Genomic DNA, 17,641 nt, shown 5'->3' with positions numbered 1-17,641 from the left:
ATTCAAGATGACGCAGAATTCCAACCTCGCCGCGTTGAGCGCGGCCGGGGTGTCCGTATGGCTCGATGACTTGTCACGCGACCGGATCAATTCCGGCAACCTGCAGGAACTGATCGACACCAAGAGCGTCGTGGGAGTGACCACGAACCCGTCCATCTTCCAAAAGGCGTTGGCGGACAGTGACACTTACGACGCGCAGGTCGCCGAACTGGCCGAACGCGGCGCCGACGTCGATGCCACCATCCGTACCGTCACCACCGACGACGTCCGCAACGCGTGCGACGTGCTGCGTCCGCAGTGGGAAGCGTCTGACGGAGTCGACGGCCGCGTGTCGATCGAGGTTGACCCGCGCTTGGCGCACGACACCGAAAAGACCGTGCAGCAAGCCGTCGAGCTGTGGAAGATCGTCGACCGGCCGAACCTGCTGATCAAGATACCGGCCACCGAGGCCGGCATCCCGGCCATTGCCGCGACTCTGGCAGAAGGCATTTCGGTCAACGTCACGCTGATCTTCTCCGTCGAGCGTTACCGCGCGGTGATGGGCGCCTACCTCGAGGGACTGGAGCGGGCCAAGGAAGCCGGCCACGACCTGTCCAAGATCCATTCTGTGGCCTCGTTTTTCGTGTCCCGGGTGGACACCGAGATCGACAAGCGGCTGGAGAAGATCGGCACCGAGGAAGCACGCAAGCTGCTCGGCCAGGCGGCCGTCGCCAACGCACGACTGGCCTACGCCGCCTACCAAGAAGTGTTCGAGGGCGGGGAGCGCTTTGCGGCGCTCAAGGCTCACGGCGCACGGGTGCAGCGGCTCCTATGGGCGTCGACCGGTGTGAAGAACCCCGATTACTCCGACACCCTCTATGTCACCGAGCTGGTCGCTCCCGGAACGGTAAACACCATGCCGGAGAAGACACTTGACGCCGTCGCCGACCACGGCGAAGTCAAGGGCGACACGGTGTCCGGCACCGCTTCGGATGCCCAGCAGGTTTTCGACAAGCTCCAGGCCATCGGGATCGACCTGGACGATGTCTTCATCGTGCTGGAGAACGAGGGTGTAGAGAAGTTCGAGCAGTCCTGGAACGAACTGCTCAAGGAGACTCAGGCGCAGCTCGACTCCGCCGACAAATGAGCCCATCGGCACCAACGCAGTGGCAGAACCCACTGCGAGACAAGCGCGACAAGCGGCTGCCCAGAATCGCGGGGCCCTGCGGGATGGTGATCTTCGGCGTCACTGGCGACCTGGCTCGCAAGAAGGTGATGCCGGCGATCTACGACCTGGCCAACCGCGGCTTGCTACCGCCCACGTTTTCCCTGGTGGGTTTCGCGCGCCGAGACTGGACCACCCAGGACTTCGGCCAGGTGGTGCACGATGCCGTCAAACAGCACTGCCGGACGCCGTTTCGGCAGGAGAACTGGGACCGGCTCGCCGAGGGATTTCGTTTCGTACCAGGCGCTTTCGATGACGACGAAGCCTTCGCCCGGCTCGCCGAGACGCTGGAGAAGTTGGACGCCGAACGCGGCACGGGCGGCAATCACGCCTTCTACCTGGCGATCCCACCGAAGTCTTTCCCGATCGTGTGCGAGCAGCTGTCCAAATCCGGCCTGGCCCGCCCGCAGGGCGACAGGTGGAGCCGAGTGGTCATCGAAAAGCCCTTCGGCCACGACCTGGCGAGCGCACAGGACCTGAACAAGACCGTCAACTCGGTCTTCCCGGAAGAGTCGGTGTTTCGAATCGACCACTATCTGGGCAAAGAGACCGTGCAGAACATCCTGGCGCTGCGATTCGCCAACCAGCTGTTCGACCCGATCTGGAACGCGCACTACGTCGACCACGTGCAGATCACCATGGCCGAGGACATCGGGCTGGGCGGACGGGCCGGCTACTACGACGGCATCGGCGCGGCCCGCGACGTCATTCAGAACCACCTGATGCAGCTGTTGGCGCTGACCGCAATGGAAGAGCCGGTCAGCTTCACCCCAAAGGCGTTGCAGACCGAGAAGATCAAGGTGCTTTCGGCGACGCGACTCGCGGAGCCACTCGACGAGACCACCAGCCGGGGCCAGTACGCGGCCGGCTGGCAGGGCGGCGAGAAGGTGGTCGGCCTGCTCGACGAGGAGGGGTTCTCCAAAGACTCCATCACCGAGACCTTTGCCGCCATCACACTCGAGGTGGACACCCGGCGCTGGGCGGGTGTGCCGTTCTACCTGCGGACCGGAAAGCGGCTGGGGCGCAGGGTGACCGAGATCGCGTTGGTGTTCAAGCGCGCACCGCATCTGCCGTTCGACGCCACCATGACCGACGAGCTCGGCGCCAACGCCATGGTCATCCGGGTGCAGCCCGATGAGGGCATCACGCTGCGGTTCGGGTCCAAAGTGCCCGACACCGCGATGGAAGTCCGCGACGTCAACATGGACTTCTCCTACGGCTCGGCCTTCGCGGAGGAATCACCGGAAGCCTACGAGCGACTGATCCTGGACGTGCTGCTCGGTGAACCGTCCTTGTTTCCGGTCAACGAAGAGGTCGAATTGGCTTGGCAGATACTGGATCCGGTGCTCGAGAATTGGGCGGGCCACGGCAAACCCGAGCCGTACGAGGCTGGTACCTGGGGTCCGGATTCAGCGTTTGAGATGCTGCGCCGGACCGGCCGGGAATGGCGGCGGCCATGATCGTCACTTTGCCGCTAACGACCACCACCGCGGTCAACAAGAAGCTTGACGGGCTGCGCGAAGAGGCCGGCATCGTCACGATGGGCCGGGTCCTCACGCTCATCATCGCGCCGGACAGTGACAGCGTGCTGGAAGAGTCCATTCAGGCCGCCAATGACGCCAGCCACGAGCATCCCGCCCGGGTCATCGTCGCCATGCGCGGTGACCCGTACGCGGACAAACCAGGACTGGACGCCGAGATCCGGGTGGGTCGCGACGCCGGCGCTGGCGAGGTGGTGATCCTGCGGCTTTCGGGGGCGCTGTCGGGTCACGCCAACAGCGTCGTGGTCCCGTTCCTACTACCCGACATCCCGGTGGTGGCGTGGTGGCCCGACATCGCGCCAGCTGTACCGGCGCAGGATCCGTTGGGTAAGTTGGCGATTCGCCGTATCACCGATGCCACCAACGCCGTCGACCCGTTGTCGGCGATCAAGAGCCGGCTGGCCGGCTACAACTCTGGCGACACCGACCTGGCCTGGAGCCGTATCACGTACTGGCGGGCGCTGCTCACCTCGGCCGTCGATCTGCCGCCGCACGAACCGATCGAGTCGGCTCTGATCTCTGGGCTGAAAACCGAACCGGCGCTTGACATCCTAGCTGGTTGGCTGGCGAGCCGCATCGACGGTCCGGTGCGCCGTGAGGTCGGTGAACTGAAAGTCGAGCTGGTGCGCAAGAGCGAAACCATCACGTTGAGCCGACCCCAGGAGGGAACGACCGCCACCTTGAGCCGCACAGCGAAGCCAGATGCCCTGGTTCCGTTGCCGCGCAGGGTAACCGGGGAATGTCTGGCCGAGGACCTACGCCGCTTGGATGCCGACGAGATCTACCACGACGCCTTGGAGGGCATTAACAAAGTGCAGTACGTGTGAGTACCAAGATTCAGATTTTTCCGGACAGTGAGACCCTGGTCGAGGCAGCGGGCAACCGCTTGATCGACTCCATCCTCACCGCGGTCGCGTCCAGGGGGCGCGCGCTGATCGTCTTGACCGGCGGGGGCAATGGCATTGCGCTGCTGCGCTACCTGACCAGCCCCAAAGCCACCTCCAACGGGCGGCACATCGACTGGTCCAAGGTGCACCTCTTCTGGGGTGACGACCGGTACGTTCCGGAAGACGACGACGAGCGCAACGAGAAGCAGGCGCGCGAGGCGTTGCTCGACCACGTCGACATCCCGTCGAGTCAGGTGCACCCGATGGCGGCCAGCGATGGTGAGTACGGCGGGGACCTGGAAGCCGCGGCGCTGGCATACGAGCAGGTGTTGGCCGCCAACGCCGAAAACGGAAACCCCGCACCGGATTTTGATGTCCACCTGCTGGGGATGGGGCCCGAGGGCCACATCAACTCGCTGTTCCCGGACACCGACGCGGTGCGCGAGACCACCCGCATGGTGGTGGCCGTCAACGACTCCCCCAAGCCACCACCCGAACGAATCACCCTGACGCTGCCCGCGATTCAACGTTCCCGCGAGGTATGGCTGATGGTGTCCGGTGCGAGCAAGGCGGAGGCGGTGGCCGCCGCGATCGGCGGCGGGGACCCGGTGTCCCTGCCGGCCGCGGGAGCCACCGGCCGCGACACCACGCTCTGGCTATTGGACGAAGGCGCCGCGTCGCGGCTTCCTGACCGCGCGTAGCTCCTGGCCGGCTTCAGCCGCTGTTGCGCAGCGCGCTGGCCAGTCCGTTCATGGTGAGCAAAATGCCTCGCTGCACCAAGTCGTTGTCCTCACCGGAGCGGTAGCGGCGCAACAACTCGACCTGCAGGTGATTCAGCGGCTCCAGATACGGGAAGCGGTTGAACACCGACCGCGCCAGGGCCGGATTGTCGGCCAGTAGGTCGTCTTGGCCCGTGATCCGTTTGTACATCGCGATCGTTCGCCGATGCTCATCGACGATCTTGTCAAAGACCCGGTGCCGCAACGCTTCATCTTCGACCAGTTCGGAGTATCGCGCCGCCAGACCGAGGTCGCTCTTGGCCAGGACCTGGGCCATGTTGGATAGCACGCTGCGGAAAAACGGCCAACGCTCGTACAGGTCATGCAGAGTTGCCAGCCGCTCGTCTTCACTTTCCGGCCCGGCCTGGACCCACTGTTCGAACGCCGAACCGGTGCCGTACCAACCGGGCAGCATTACGCGCGACTGGCTCCACGCCAACACCCACGGGATCGCCCGCAGGTCGGCGATGGACTCGGTTGGCTTGCGAGAACTAGGCCGGCTGCCGATGTTCAGTGACCCGATCTCACTCACCGGCGTCGACGCCTTGAAGTACTCGACGAAACCGTCTGTCTCATGGACCAATTCGGCATAGGCACGCTGCGCCAAGGCGGCCACTTCCTCGAGCACCGCATAGGCCGGCTCCGCCGTGTCGCCCAGACCTTCCACGTCCAGCAGCGTCGATTCCAGGGTGGCGGACAACAGACTTTCCAGGTTGCGCCGCGCCAACTGGGGTTCGGCGTACTTGGCGGCGATCACCTCACCCTGCTCGGTGAGTCGCAGCGAACCGCTCACCGCACCCGGCGGCTGCGCCAGGATGGCCTGATAGCTGGGGCCCCCGCCGCGACCGACCGTGCCACCGCGACCGTGGAAGAGCCGCAACCGAATTCCGGTCTTGCGGGCCGTCTCAACCAGCGCGAGTTCGGCACGATAGACGGCCCAGTTCGCCGCCAGATACCCGCCGTCCTTGTTGGAATCGGAGTAGCCCAGCATGACCTCTTGGAAGTCGCCGCGCGCGGCGACGATCCTGCGGTACAGCGGAAGTTCCAGCATCGCGTGCAGGATCGATGCCCCGTTGTGCAGATCGTCGATCGTCTCGAACAGCGGTGAGATGCCCACCGGGCAGTACGGCTCGTCACCGGAGGCATCCAGCAGGCCCGCCTCCTTGAGCAGGATCGCCGTCTCCAGGACGTCCGATACCGAGCGACACATGGAGATGACGTAGTTGGGTACCGCGGCGGGGCCATACGTCCGCACCGCGTAGGCGGCGGCCGAGACGATCTCCAGTTCGCTGCGCGCCAGATCGGACAACTGGCCGCGGTCACCGACGAGCGGACGGCGGGTGCTCAGCTCAGCGGCCAGCAACTCGACCCGTTCATCTTCGGGCAACGAGCCGTAGTCTTCGTGCACGCCGGCCCACGCGAGCAACTCGGCGACCACCTCCTCGTGCACGTCCGAGTTCTGCCGCAGGTCCAGGCCGCACAGGTGGAACCCGAACACATGCACCCCCTCGCGCAGCAGCGCCAGCCGGTCGTCGGCCAGCAACGAACTGCCGTGCGTGCGCAGCGACGCGTCGATGGTGTCCAGATCCGCCCGCAGCTCGGCCGGGCCTTCATAGCGCGGCAAACCCAGGTCCAGCAGGTGCTGCGGCTGCCGGTCCAGGATCTCGGCGGCGGTCGCGGAGAGCCGCGCATGGATCACCCGCACCGCGCGGCGGTAGGGCTCGTCGTCGCGGGCCTTGTCCTGACAGCCGTCGGCCAGGGCGGCCAGCTCGGGTGTGACGCTGAGCAGGCGCGACGACATCGACAGCTCTTGTTCGAGCTGGTCGAGCTCGGCCAGGTAGTGCGCCAGGGCGGTGTAGGCGGCGCCGCCGGTGGCCAGCCGCACCACGTCGGCGGTCACGTTGGGGTTGCCGTCGCGGTCCCCGCCGATCCACGAACCCGGCTGCACAAAGGGTTCGGACAGCAGGTCGGTGCCCGGCCAAAGCTCCCGCAAGGCGTCTCGGACCTCGGCGTTGATCTGCGGGACGACCTTGAAGAACGCCTGCGGGTACATCCGATGACCGACGGCGATCTCGTCGCTGATCTGTAGCCGCGACAGACGTATCAGCGCGGTCTGCCACAGCGTGAGGATCTGGCGCCGCAACTCCAATTCGATGCTGCGGCCGTCGTCGGTCTCGGTATGGCCCTCGGCGCGCAGGCGCATCAGGTCGGTGATCCGGTGCTGTGTGACGAAGACGGTGCGCCGACGGGTTTCGGTGGGATGCGCGGTGATCACCGGCGAAACCAGCGCTCCCCGAAGGGCATCGGCCACCGTCTCCGAATCCAGTTCGGCCTCTTTGAGTTTCAGGTATGTCGCGGCCAGGGTGCTGTCCGGTGGGGGTTCGCCGGCGGCGACGTGAATGCTGCGGCGGCGTTCCCGGTGGATGTCCTCGGCCACGTTGGCCAGCAGCGCGAAGTGGGTGAATGCGCGGATGACCGGCAACGCCTGGTGGATGTCGATGCCGTCGAACATGTGCGAAATCTCGGCGCGGTCGATCTCGGAGCGCCGCACCCGGAAGGACTCCACCCGGGCCCGCTCGACGAGCTCGAAAATCTCTTCGCCGTTCTGCTCGCGCACGGTGTCGCCCAGGATGGCGCCCAGCAGCCTGATATCGGCGCGCATCGGCTCCGTCGCCTCACGGCCCAGCTTGGTGCGATGAACGTCGCCGATCGGTTCCAGCGCGGTGTCAGAAACCTCAACCATGCGTCCCAGTATTAGCGACCTGCGCGCCCGGCGCCTGTCGGCGCACGTCCGTTCGGTAGGCTTCCTGTCGTGGAATTGGCTTTGCAGATCACGCTCGTGGTCACCAGCGTGCTGGTGGTGCTGTTGGTGCTGCTGCACCGAGCGAAGGGCGGCGGCCTGTCCACGCTGTTCGGCGGCGGTGTGCAGTCCAGCCTGTCCGGATCGACGGTGGTCGAGAAGAACCTGGACCGATTGACGCTGTTCATCACCGGTATTTGGCTGGTGTCGATCATCGGTGTGGCGCTGCTGATCAAGTACCAGTGACGGTGTGAGTTACCCGCACGGCGCCCCGGGCCACGGCTTCCCGGGGCATGGTTTCCCGGGGCAGGGTTTCCCGGGGCAGGGTTGCCCGGGGCAGGGTTTCCCGGGGCAGGGTTTCCCGGGTCAGGGTCCCGGTCAAGGAATTGCCGTCACCACGCACTTCTTCCCACTGGCGTTCATGTTGGCGCTGTTCAAGCCGCTGATTGCGATCAACGGGTATCAGGTGCCGGTGGTTGGCTGGGGGCGCACCGTGATCCCGATGCCACCGGGCCGGCACCGCGTGCATGTCCACATCCCGTACTGGTTGATCTCTCAGCTCGGACCGGCCGACACGCTGGTCGACGTATATCCGGGCCGCTTCGTGGAGCTGGAATACAAGGCGCCGGTCTGGGGGTTCAGCGCGGGTTCGCTGGGTCCCCCACCGCAGAGCTTCAACGGTGTTGGCGTCACCATCGCTGTGATAGCCGCCACCACGGCGTTCGCCCTGTTGTTGCCGTTGTTGATGTTGCTGATCGCCATCTGACGCCGAGCCGATTTGTTCGGCACCAGCCGTTAACGCGGCACCGGGCATAATGCTCGCCTTATCAGCGTTACTGGTGGCGTTGCTCAACCTGATGCCGCTGGTGGCCCGGCCCCGCGGTGCCACACCAAAGGGGAGGCTCATGACCGCAACCAGAGTATTTGTCGAGGGGTTTGCCGACTTCTGGAAGGCGCCGGTTCCGGAGCGACTGCAAGACCTCCTTCATGACGACGTGGTGCTGAGACAACCTCTCTCACCGACACGGCGCGGGTTGCCCGCGGCTCAACGGGAGTTCGCCAGGCTGCTGAGCCTGTTGCCCGACCTGCACGCGGAAGTCGACCGGTCGAGCCAAACCGGCGACGTGCTGTTCATCGAGTTCCGGCTGATCGCTCGGATCGGGAACGAGACAGTCGAGTGGCCGGCCACCGACCGCTTCATGATGCGCGGCGACAAAGCCGCGGAACGCGTGAGCTACTTCGATTCCCTGCCGCTGGTGATCAAGCTGCTCAAACATCCGTCGATCTGGCTCGGCTTGTTACGGCAACGGGCCACCTGACTTGACCATGTAGCAGGCACCAAGGGATCCCGATGAGCCACCACCCGCCCATACCCCAAGGGTGGGCATCATGGCCAGCCACTACCGCAACCGACCCCGCAGCAAACCCCACCGCCAGTCGGGCACATTGCCGTCACCACCAGCCATCCGCAAATTGTGCAGATCGGCTACAAAAGCCTCAACACGCCGCAGGTCTTCTTGAACGGCTATCAGGTGTCGCAGGGGTGGGGTCGCCGACGGTGAGCCGCCGCCGGATGCCGGTAAACCGCTAGGGCAAGGGCCCGCCGGCTGCGATGGCCGCCAACGTCGCGAACTGCTCCCCGTCCAGCGACGCGCCTCCGACCAGGCCACCGTCGATGTCCTCCTGAGCAACAAGGTCTCCGACGTTCTTCGCGTTCACCGAGCCGCCGTAGAGCACCCGCACGGAGTCGGCGATCTGCGGTGAGGCTATCGAGGCCAGCTCCTTGCGAATGGCCGCACACACTTCCTGCGCGTCGGCGGAGCTGGCCACCCGTCCGGTGCCGATCGCCCAAACCGGCTCATAAGCGATGACGACCTTGCTGATCTGCTCGGCCGACAGCCCGGCCAGCGAGCCACGCAGCTGTTCGATGTTGTGGCTGACGTGATTTCCCGCCTCGCGGACGTCGAGGTGCTCGCCGATGCAGACGATCGGCGTCAGCTCGTGCTTGAGCGCGGCCGCGGCCTTGGCGGCCACCAGCGCGTCGTCCTCGTTGTGGTAGGTACGCCGCTCGGAGTGCCCGACTACCACGAAAGTACAACCCAGCTTGGCCAGGAACGCGCCGCTGATCTCCCCGGTGTAGGCGCCGGAATCGTGCTGCGACAAATCTTGACCTCCGTAGGTCAAACGCAGCTTGTCGCCGTCCACCAGCGTCTGCACACTGCGCAGGTCGGTGAACGGCGGGAGGACCGTCACGTCAACCTTGTCGTAGTACTTGTCCGGCAACGAGAATGCGATCTTTTGCACCAGCGCGATCGCCTCGAAGTGGTTCAGATTCATCTTCCAGTTGCCGGCGATCAACGGCTTGCGGCTCACGAATCTTCTCCCGTCGGCTGCTCACGACCTAACACCTCGATACCCGGAAGTGTTTTGCCCTCAAGGTATTCCAATGACGCACCGCCACCCGTGGAGATGTGCGAGAAAGCATCCTCCGGGATTTTCAGCGCACGGACCGCGGCTGCCGAGTCACCACCGCCGACCACGCTGAACGCGCCCTTCTTGGTTGCGGCGACGATCGCTTCGGCGACCCCTCGGGTCCCAGCGGCGTAAGCCGGGAACTCGAAAACGCCCATGGGTCCGTTCCAGAACACGGTTTTGGCGTTGGACAGCAACGCAGTGAACCGCTTGACCGATCCCGGCCCGATATCCAAGCCGATCAGGTCGTCCGGAATCGCGTTGGCGGCCACGAACTGCGGGGCCGAGTCGGCGGCGAACTTTTCGGTCACCACGATGTCGCCGGGCAGCCGCAGCACGTCGGCATAGGTGTCGAGCAGGTTGCGACAGGTCTCCACCATGTCTTCTTCCAGCAGCGACTTGCCCACCGAATAGCCTTGCGCGGCGAGGAATGTGAAGCACATGCCGCCGCCGATCACAATGCTGTCGGCTTTGGTGGCCAGCGACTCGATGACACCGAGCTTGTCGGACACCTTGGATCCGCCGAGCACCACCGCGTAGGGCCGCTCGGTCGAGGTGGTCAGCTGCTCCAACACCTTGATCTCGTCGGCGACCAGCGTGCCGGCGTAATGCGGCAGCAGGGTGGCGACGTCGTACACCGAGGCTTGCTTGCGGTGCACGACACCGAAACCGTCGGAAACGAAAGCGCCTCCGGGACTGACCAATTCGGCCAGCTGCTTGGCCAGTGCCAGGCGCTCGTCATCGTTCTTGCTGGTCTCCCGCTTGTCGAAGCGGATGTTCTCCAGCAGCAGGATGTCGCCTTCGGTGAGCCCCTCGGCGCGGGCCAGCGCGTCGGTGCCGACGACGTCACCGGCCAGTTGCACGTGCCGGCCCAGTTGCTCACCCAGTGCCGCGGCGACGGGCGCCAGCGACAGCTTGGGGTCGGGCCCGTCCTTGGGACGGCCGAGGTGCGCGGTGACCACCAACCTGGCGCCGCCATCGAGCAATGCCTTCAATGTCGGCACCGAGGCCGTGATCCGGCCCGGGTCGGTAATCGTGCCGTCCTCGTCGAGTGGCACATTCAGGTCGGAGCGCACCAGCACCGCCCGACCCGAAACACCCTCGTCGAGAAGCTCTTTGAGAGTTGGGACGGCCACGGCTACAAGGACTTGCCGACCAGCGCGACCAGATCAATGAGGCGGTTGGAGTAACCCCACTCGTTGTCGTACCACGACACCACCTTGGCCTGGTCGTCGATCACCTTGGTCAGGCCCGCGTCGAAGAGCGAGCTGTGCGGGTCGGTGACGATGTCGCTGGAGACAATCGGCACGTCGTAGTACTTGAGGATGCCCTTGAGCTTGCCCTCTGCGGCGGACTTGAACGCCGCGTTGATCTCCTCGACGCTGGCCGACTTGGCCAGCTGCACGGTGAGGTCGGTGGCCGAGCCGGTTGGGATCGGCACCCGCAGCGCGTACCCGTCGAGCTTGCCCTTCAGCTCGGGCAGCACGAGGCCGATGGCCTTGGCCGCACCCGTGGAGGTCGGCACGATGTTCAGCGCGGCCGCGCGGGCGCGGCGCAGGTCCTTGTGCGGACCGTCCTGCAGGTTCTGGTCCTGGGTGTAGGCGTGGATGGTGGTCATCAGGCCCTTGACGATGCCGAACTCGTCGTGCAGCACCTTGGCCAGCGGGCCCAGGCAGTTCGTGGTGCACGAGGCGTTGGAAATGATGTTCTGGCTGCCGTCGTACTTGTCGTCGTTGACCCCGAGAACGATGGTGATGTCCTCGTCGGTGGCGGGGGCGGAGATGATGACCTTCTTGGCGCCGGCCTCGAGGTGCCCCTTGGCCTTGGCGGCGTTGGTGAACAGCCCGGTGGATTCCACCACGACGTCAACCCCGAGGTCACCCCACGGCAAGGCGGCTGGGCCCTCCTTGACCGCGAGGCCCTTGATCTTGTTGCTTCCGACGACGATCGTGTCCTCGCCTTCCAGGCTCACGTCTTGCGGGAGCCGGCCCAGGATCGAGTCGAATTTGAGCAGGTGCGCCAATGTCTTGTTGTCGGTGATGTCGTTGACGGCAATCACCTCAATGTCGGCGGCACCTTGCTCCTTCTGGGCCAGGAGGGCCCGGTAGAAGTTGCGTCCGATTCGACCGAAGCCGTTGATGCCTACCCGGACCGTCACTTGTCTCTCCTTGTGTTCATTTGTCTGCTGAGTGACTACTCGTGGTCAGCCTAGATCAGCCGGCTCAAGCGTGCGCTGACAGCTAGGACCACCGCCGCCGAGGGGCGGCCGTCCCAGTGACGGTGGCCACTCCAGCCGGTCCACCGACTCCCCCTGCCGAGGCACTCGCAGGCGGCTACAGGCCGGCGTGGCGATTGGTGAGCGGCTGGTGTTCAGCGCCGCTTGCGCAACCAGCGCAACGCCGATTCCGCAGCGTGATAGCCGCATAAGCCGTGAATGCCGGCTCCCGGCGGGGCCGCCTGCGAGCACAGGTAGACGCCCGGCACTCCGACCGCGTAGGGGTCCAGGGCTATCCGTGGACGCAAGATGACCTGCAATCGGTCGTTGGCGCCGCCGATGATGTCGCCACCGATGTAGTTGGGGTTGTAGTCCTGCAATTCGGCGGTGGATTTGCTCACAGTCGCGACGACGCGGTCGCGGAACCCGGGAGCGAACCGCTCGATCTGCTCGACGACGGCGTTGGTGGCGTCACCCGGGTAGCCGAACGGCACGTGGGCATAGGCCCAGATCGGGTTGATGTTGCCCGACGAACGCGACGGATCGGCGAGGTACTGCTGGCCTACGAGGACGAACGGCCGTTGGGCCATCGTGCCTTGCGCGCGCTGCCGTTCCGTGTCGGCGACCTCGGCGAACGTGCCACCCAAGTGAACGGTTCCCGCGCGGGCACACTCGGGGTTTCGCCACGGAATATCGCCCTCGATGGCGAAGTCGACCTTAAACGCCGACGATCCTTCGCGGTAACGGCGATAGGAGCGCTTGATTCGGCTGGGCATTGCGTCGCCGTAGATCGTCAACACCTGGGCCGGGCTGAGGTCGAGCATGACAATGTCGGCGTCGGGAATGTCGCGACGGCTGGCGACGGTGACGCCGGTGGCTACCTGACCGCCGTGCGCCGCCAGCGCGGCGCCCATCGCCCGCGTGATCGATCCGGACCCTCCCTCGGCGACGGGCCAACCGTAGCGATGGCCGCTGGCCAGGATCATCAACCCGAGGGACGCGGTCAGCGGACGGTCGAGACGAGAGTAGAGATGGGCGGCCGCACCACCGAACAGCGCACGTGCTTGCTCGGTCCGAAACCAGCGCGCCATGACAGTGGCCGGCAACACGGCGCGCGGCCCGAAAGCGGCCAGCCGCAGCGGATGTTGCGGGATGTTGATGATCGGGCGAAGCAGATCGCCGGCCAGTTCGTCGAAGCCGCGGGCGAGGTCACCGACGGCCAGTCGCCACCGCTTGCCGTCGGACCCCAGCCCTGCCGCGGTGTCGTCGATCGAGTGGTACAGCACGCCGACGGTGCCGTCATCGAGCGGATGCGCGCAGTCGATCTCCGGCCACTTCCACGCCAGCCCGTAACTCTGCAGGTCGATTTCCTGCCAGAACGGCGAACCGACACCGAGCGGATGAAAGGCCGAGCAGTCGTCGTGGATGAGCCCCGGCAGGGTCAGCTCACTCGAGCGCGCTCCCCCACCGATCGTGTCGCGTGCCTCCAGGACCTGTACGTCGAGTCCCTGGCGGGCAAGGTGGATCGCCGCGGCCAAGCCGTTGGGCCCGGCGCCGACGACGACGGCCTTGTTACCGGTCCGGGTCACGACTTTCCGTGGACCACGGGTTGAGTGGTGATGTGGACGGGGAACTCGTCGCCGGGTTCTGGCCAAGGCTGGCGGGTCAGCATGTCCTTGACCTCGACGTAGCCGGATTCGATCAAGCCGGTCTTGGCGTCGAGGATGCGGTACCACTGCTTCTGGATGTGAATCGGCTGACCCTCTAGGACGATGACGCGGAGTTCACCCTCGTCGAAGTTGCACCGTCGTTGCACCGCCTCCAGCAACTGCTCGTTGTGCAGGTGGCCCTCGCCGAAGTTCCAACCGACCAGCGGGCCCGCAACGATTTCGCCCTCACGCACCTTGTACTCGGCTTCGTTGTCGATCGCACGGGGCAGCAGGCCATTGAGTGCGCGGCCATGCGTGTGCATCGCCCGGAACGCCGCGGTCTTGTCCGCCATGATCTCGGCCGTCTCTTCGTCGTAGAGCTTGGCCAGCTGGTTGACCACAAGCGGTGAGCTCTTCACCACGTTCGCCTCGATCTTGTCCTCCACGCCCTCTTTGAAGCACCAGACGCTGGTGGCCCAGTTGCCGGCGTAGTAGCGCATGGCCGGCAGGAACGAAACCTTCTCGGGATACATGTTTCCCACGATCACGACGACAACCGCGGCGAGTATCAGGGCCAGCAACAGCGGCGACCGCAGGTCGATCGCACGCAACTCGCCATAATGCCCGAACAGATAGAACAGCGAGAAGATGAAAAAGACGTTCCACTCCAACGGCACCCCCATCGGGAGGTTGGACAGGATGTTGAGGTGGAAGATCACCATGAACCCGATGAGGAACCACCGCCACGGCTGATCGCCCGCGACGAACACCAGCAGCGTGGGGACTATGAACTCCGCGGTGGTGCCACCGACGTGGGCCATCGCCTTCGGTATCCAGGTGGGCCGCAGATCGTTGACGTGGTCGCGGTAGATCCGGTGCTTGATCGGGTTGAAGATCCTGCCGCGCAATAGCGCGTTGTTGCTCGTCATTACCGACACGACGTAGGGGAAATGGTGGTTGAGCTTTGAGGTTGCCGCGCCCCACCACAGGCAGAGCATGATGATCTTGTACGCCGCGATCTGGTCGGTGAACGGGAAGAAGAACACGAACAGCTTCAACCAGTAGTGCTCGCCGCGAGCCGCCAGGAAGATGGTCTTGTCCCGCAGACCCAGCAGCGCCAGGGCGACGATCGTCGGAATCACCAGCAGCGGGTTGATCAGGCCAACGTCACCGGCGGCGGTGACCGAGCCGCCGTGACCGGGCGAGAGCAGCGCCCACACCGCGCTGATCAACACGATGGCGTAGAGGGCGACGTCGACGATGGTGCGGGAGTCGCCTTTGGTGAATGGGACCTTGTCCCCCCACGGGGGCAGCCGAATCGTCTTGGGCCGCAACCAATAGAGCACGCCGCCGATCGGCGGCATGAACCGTCCGGTCAGCGGGCCGGAACCGCAGCCCAGACCCAGCACTTCGAACAGCAGCGTGAAGATGATGACCTTCTGGTACACGATCGGCTGCCACCACCATTCGCTGATGTGGCTGAGCCCGGGCAGGCCGGGTGTCAGCGAGATGATGGCGGCGGGGACGGCGACGTACAGAGCGATCTTCAGCAGGTAGAGCAGATACACCGCATACGGTGTCCCGAAACCGTGTTCAGCCCAGTGGCGAGTGACAACCTTCAGTCGTTCTGCCCGCGGCAGGGTGGGCCAAGTGGCGCGATCGACGTCGGGAAGCTCGGGTGACATGAATCCCATGGCGGCCTCGTTCCAGGTGCAAAACCAAATGGCGAGTCCAATGTATCGGTCACCGCGCCGATTTTGGGGATCGGGTTCGGGCGGTTTTGGTGGTGGGTGGTCCGGCTAGCACTCGGCGGGTCGAAAGCACTGCGGCCAAGCACATTTGAGAAGCCGGGCCCACCGCCCGACCGGCGGGCCCGGCTTCAGCTACTGCGTGGGGACGATCAATCCGCGCACCGTCGCCGGCGCTACCCGTCAGCGGCCCGGAAGCGCCGCTGCAACTGACCGGTCAACTCTTCGACGATCAGTCGGTCTCGTTCGTCAAGGCGGGCCAGCTGTCTAACGCCCGAGGGGCGTTCGATGAGGGCTTCGCCGTCGAACGCGACACCCGCACGTTGGTACAAGTCGACCCGGTGGTTGATGCGTCGGCAGATCTGGGCGAGCAGCTTCAGGAACTGGTCGGTTTGGCGTTGCTCGACGGTGGCGTTGGGCGGATTCATCGTGCCTCTCTCGACTCGGATTTGGTTTACTGGCGGCTCGCCGGGTCCGCCCCCACCCAGACGGACCCGGCGACGCTGGTGCGAGGCCCATTACAGGCGTTGCCGTACGCGTGACCCCTCGTGACACCCGGCCGGATCTCGCTCCTCACCCACCGACGCGTCGGCGGACACCTGCAGGCGATCGATCAAGTCTGCGAGGATCTCTCGATCCTGTTGCGTCATGCCCATCAATTCCCTTAGCTCGCAGGCCTGTTGGTGACGACCGGCGGCTACGGCAACCTCGATCGCGCGTTGGTAGCTGACGATCTGCAGGTTGGTGCGTTTGCAGATCTGAGCGAGCAGAAGCAGAAAGTATTCGGCCTCGCGCCGGTCAATGCCTGCGGCCGGCCGGTCCATTGCCGCCTCTCCTGATTCTTTGACGTTTGACGTGGGCAAACGCTAACGCCGCAAGGGCTGTGAGCTCTTATGCGTCGAAGCCGAAAATGCAGCTCAGTGTTGTGCTCGCAGCACAGCGGGCGCCATCCACCGGCAGATCTCCAACGCCATCTGCACGGCGAACACCGCATCGGGGTCGTCGAAATCCTGCCCGCAGGTGTCCATCGCCTGGCCTACTCGATACTGAATGGTGTTGCGGTGCAAGATCATAGCTTCGGCCGTTGCCACGTAACTGCGATTGCGAGCCAGGAACTCGCGCAAGGTTTCGCGCAGCCAACCGCACCGCTCGTCGTCGGCGCCAAGGTCGCCCAACGTGTCGGCGACAAAGCGCCGCAACTCATCCACGTCCCCCGCCATCAATGCGATCGGCGCGACGTCGCGATAGAAGAGGATGCGCTCACCGATGCGACCGCAGCCGGCGACGGCCACCGCCTTGACCCGTTCGGCCTGCTTCATCGAGGCCCGGAACCCGTGTAGCCCGGCCTCTACCCGACCGAACGCCAACCGAGCAGGGATCCCCGCCCGGGTCAACGCCGCGCGCAGGCGTGCCGCGTCGAGGGGCCGCACCGACGAAAACCACAATCGGGCTTCGCGTTCGTCCGTCGGCACCATCAACGAACTGACCACGGGCTCCAATTCGTCGGCGATCAAGGACCGCACTTGTTCGAAGAGCCGCACCACCTCGACGGTGGGCACGTCGCGTTCGACCCACACCACCGCCGCGATGTGCCTGCCATCGAACCGATAGCGCAGCCCCTTTTCGGCCCGCGCTACGTCTATCAGGGTGCCCGCGAGCACCTCGCTGATCCACTGCTGCTGCAGGCCGCTGCGCCGACTCAGCCAGCGATCGTGTTCCTCTTCATAGGCGATGATCAACTGGTCGGCCACCAGATCGATCAGGCGGTTCCCCCGATTCACCAGCTCGATGATCGTCGCCGCTTGCTGCGCGGGATCCAATACCGACGCATACTGCATCGCCACTTCGAGAAAGTGCGCCTGCCCCAGCCGATGCGCGCGAACCAAAGGCGCCAACGGGATATCACGTTGTGCGGCCGCACGCGCGTAGGCCAACGCGGCCGCCGGTGCCTCGATCAACGACGACGGCTCATTCCGCGCCAGGTAATGAATTCCCGCCAGAAAGTTCTCGGTGATGCTGGCCCGCCACAACTCGTTCATGCGGGTGTCGTAGTTCAGGCCGCGGATCTCGGACTTCATCATCTCGAACACTTCGTCGATAAATTCGTCGCGAATCTTGTCCAATTGTTCGACGATCGTCAGAATGGACGCGCTGTCGACACTTGTCATTTCTGCGTCCCTTCTCCGCTGACGCGTTAGCCCATTGATCACTGTGCACCCGTCCCAGCGACAACGGGAGACTTTTCACCAGCGACACCGCCAGAACGTTCCATGCCGTGGTCGCTACGATCTAGAGACTCGTTGGCAAAGGAGCCTCAGTGAGCGACGACGACATCGGCAAATTCGA

At 64.9% G+C, this 17,641-nt stretch carries 16 protein-coding genes; 7 read left to right on the top strand and 9 right to left on the bottom strand.

The genetic code is table 11. From position 1 onward, the window contains the following. The first annotated feature begins 7 nt into the window (after positions 1 to 7). Genes tal through pgl form a run of 4 tightly spaced genes read left to right on the top strand, consistent with a single transcriptional unit; the run spans position 8 to position 4,333 of the window. Positions 8 to 1,126 carry a transaldolase gene (gene tal / locus G6N68_RS10705; protein WP_163711440.1) on the top strand — a complete coding sequence of 373 codons (1,119 nt, stop codon included), beginning with the start codon at positions 8 to 10 and terminating at the stop codon, positions 1,124 to 1,126. Further along, positions 1,123 to 2,664 (top strand): glucose-6-phosphate dehydrogenase, encoded by a 1,542-nt coding sequence (gene zwf, locus G6N68_RS10700; protein WP_163711436.1) that lies wholly within the window; start codon positions 1,123 to 1,125, stop codon positions 2,662 to 2,664. The genes tal and zwf overlap by 4 nt, the downstream gene beginning before the upstream one ends. Continuing rightward, positions 2,661 to 3,572 (top strand): glucose-6-phosphate dehydrogenase assembly protein OpcA, encoded by a 912-nt coding sequence (opcA, locus tag G6N68_RS10695; protein WP_163711433.1) that lies wholly within the window; start codon positions 2,661 to 2,663, stop codon positions 3,570 to 3,572. Before zwf ends, opcA begins: the two co-directional genes overlap by 4 nt. Next, positions 3,569 to 4,333: a 6-phosphogluconolactonase gene (pgl, locus tag G6N68_RS10690; RefSeq protein ID WP_163711429.1), complete on the top strand. Its 765-nt coding sequence runs from the start codon at positions 3,569 to 3,571 to the stop codon at positions 4,331 to 4,333. The genes opcA and pgl overlap by 4 nt, the downstream gene beginning before the upstream one ends. Positions 4,334 to 4,346: 13 nt before the next feature. Here the strand turns inward: pgl and ppc are convergent, their stop codons facing one another. Beyond that, positions 4,347 to 7,154, bottom strand: a complete 2,808-nt coding sequence (gene ppc / locus G6N68_RS10685) for a phosphoenolpyruvate carboxylase (protein WP_163711426.1) — start codon at positions 7,152 to 7,154, stop codon at positions 4,347 to 4,349. Between the two features lie 69 nt (positions 7,155 to 7,223). Here ppc and secG point away from each other — a divergent pair, with 69 nt between their 5' ends. The 3 genes from secG (at position 7,224) to G6N68_RS10670 (ending at position 8,530) form a co-directional block, all read left to right on the top strand. Then, a complete protein-coding gene (gene secG, locus G6N68_RS10680) occupies positions 7,224 to 7,457 on the top strand; it encodes a preprotein translocase subunit SecG (protein WP_069418491.1) in 234 nt (77 codons plus the stop codon). Positions 7,458 to 7,461: 4 nt separating this feature from the next. Next, complete coding sequence (locus G6N68_RS10675; RefSeq protein ID WP_240355432.1) at positions 7,462 to 7,977, top strand: hypothetical protein; 516 nt, start codon at positions 7,462 to 7,464, stop codon at positions 7,975 to 7,977. Between the two features lie 139 nt (positions 7,978 to 8,116). Further along, positions 8,117 to 8,530, top strand: a complete 414-nt coding sequence (locus G6N68_RS10670; protein ID WP_163711423.1) for a nuclear transport factor 2 family protein — start codon at positions 8,117 to 8,119, stop codon at positions 8,528 to 8,530. Positions 8,531 to 8,798: 268 nt separating this feature from the next. Here the strand turns inward: G6N68_RS10670 and tpiA are convergent, their stop codons facing one another. The 8 genes from tpiA to G6N68_RS10630 form a co-directional block, all read right to left on the bottom strand. Then, positions 8,799 to 9,584, bottom strand: a complete 786-nt coding sequence (tpiA, locus tag G6N68_RS10665; RefSeq protein ID WP_163711420.1) for a triose-phosphate isomerase — start codon at positions 9,582 to 9,584, stop codon at positions 8,799 to 8,801. Continuing rightward, positions 9,581 to 10,819: a phosphoglycerate kinase gene (locus tag G6N68_RS10660; RefSeq protein ID WP_163711417.1), complete on the bottom strand. Its 1,239-nt coding sequence runs from the start codon at positions 10,817 to 10,819 to the stop codon at positions 9,581 to 9,583. The genes tpiA and G6N68_RS10660 overlap by 4 nt, the downstream gene beginning before the upstream one ends. 2 nt (positions 10,820 to 10,821) lie before the next feature. After that, a complete protein-coding gene (gene gap, locus G6N68_RS10655; RefSeq protein ID WP_163711414.1) occupies positions 10,822 to 11,841 on the bottom strand; it encodes a type I glyceraldehyde-3-phosphate dehydrogenase in 1,020 nt (339 codons plus the stop codon). Between the two features lie 212 nt (positions 11,842 to 12,053). Further along, complete coding sequence (locus G6N68_RS10650; protein WP_163711410.1) at positions 12,054 to 13,487, bottom strand: phytoene desaturase family protein; 1,434 nt, start codon at positions 13,485 to 13,487, stop codon at positions 12,054 to 12,056. Then, positions 13,484 to 15,241 carry a DUF3556 domain-containing protein gene (locus G6N68_RS10645; RefSeq protein WP_163711407.1) on the bottom strand — a complete coding sequence of 586 codons (1,758 nt, stop codon included), beginning with the start codon at positions 15,239 to 15,241 and terminating at the stop codon, positions 13,484 to 13,486. Before G6N68_RS10645 ends, G6N68_RS10650 begins: the two co-directional genes overlap by 4 nt. 230 nt (positions 15,242 to 15,471) lie before the next feature. Beyond that, complete coding sequence (locus tag G6N68_RS10640) at positions 15,472 to 15,723, bottom strand: hypothetical protein (RefSeq protein ID WP_163711404.1); 252 nt, start codon at positions 15,721 to 15,723, stop codon at positions 15,472 to 15,474. A gap of 90 nt (positions 15,724 to 15,813) precedes the next feature. Further along, positions 15,814 to 16,119 (bottom strand): hypothetical protein, encoded by a 306-nt coding sequence (locus G6N68_RS10635; protein ID WP_163711402.1) that lies wholly within the window; start codon positions 16,117 to 16,119, stop codon positions 15,814 to 15,816. A gap of 93 nt (positions 16,120 to 16,212) precedes the next feature. Beyond that, a complete protein-coding gene (locus G6N68_RS10630) occupies positions 16,213 to 17,463 on the bottom strand; it encodes a PucR family transcriptional regulator (protein WP_163711397.1) in 1,251 nt (416 codons plus the stop codon). Positions 17,464 to 17,641 lie beyond the last annotated feature (178 nt).

It is taken from the genome of Mycobacterium bourgelatii, assembly GCF_010723575.1.
GTDB lineage: Bacteria > Actinomycetota > Actinomycetes > Mycobacteriales > Mycobacteriaceae > Mycobacterium > Mycobacterium bourgelatii.
This window is presented reverse-complemented; position numbering and strand designations above follow the sequence as displayed.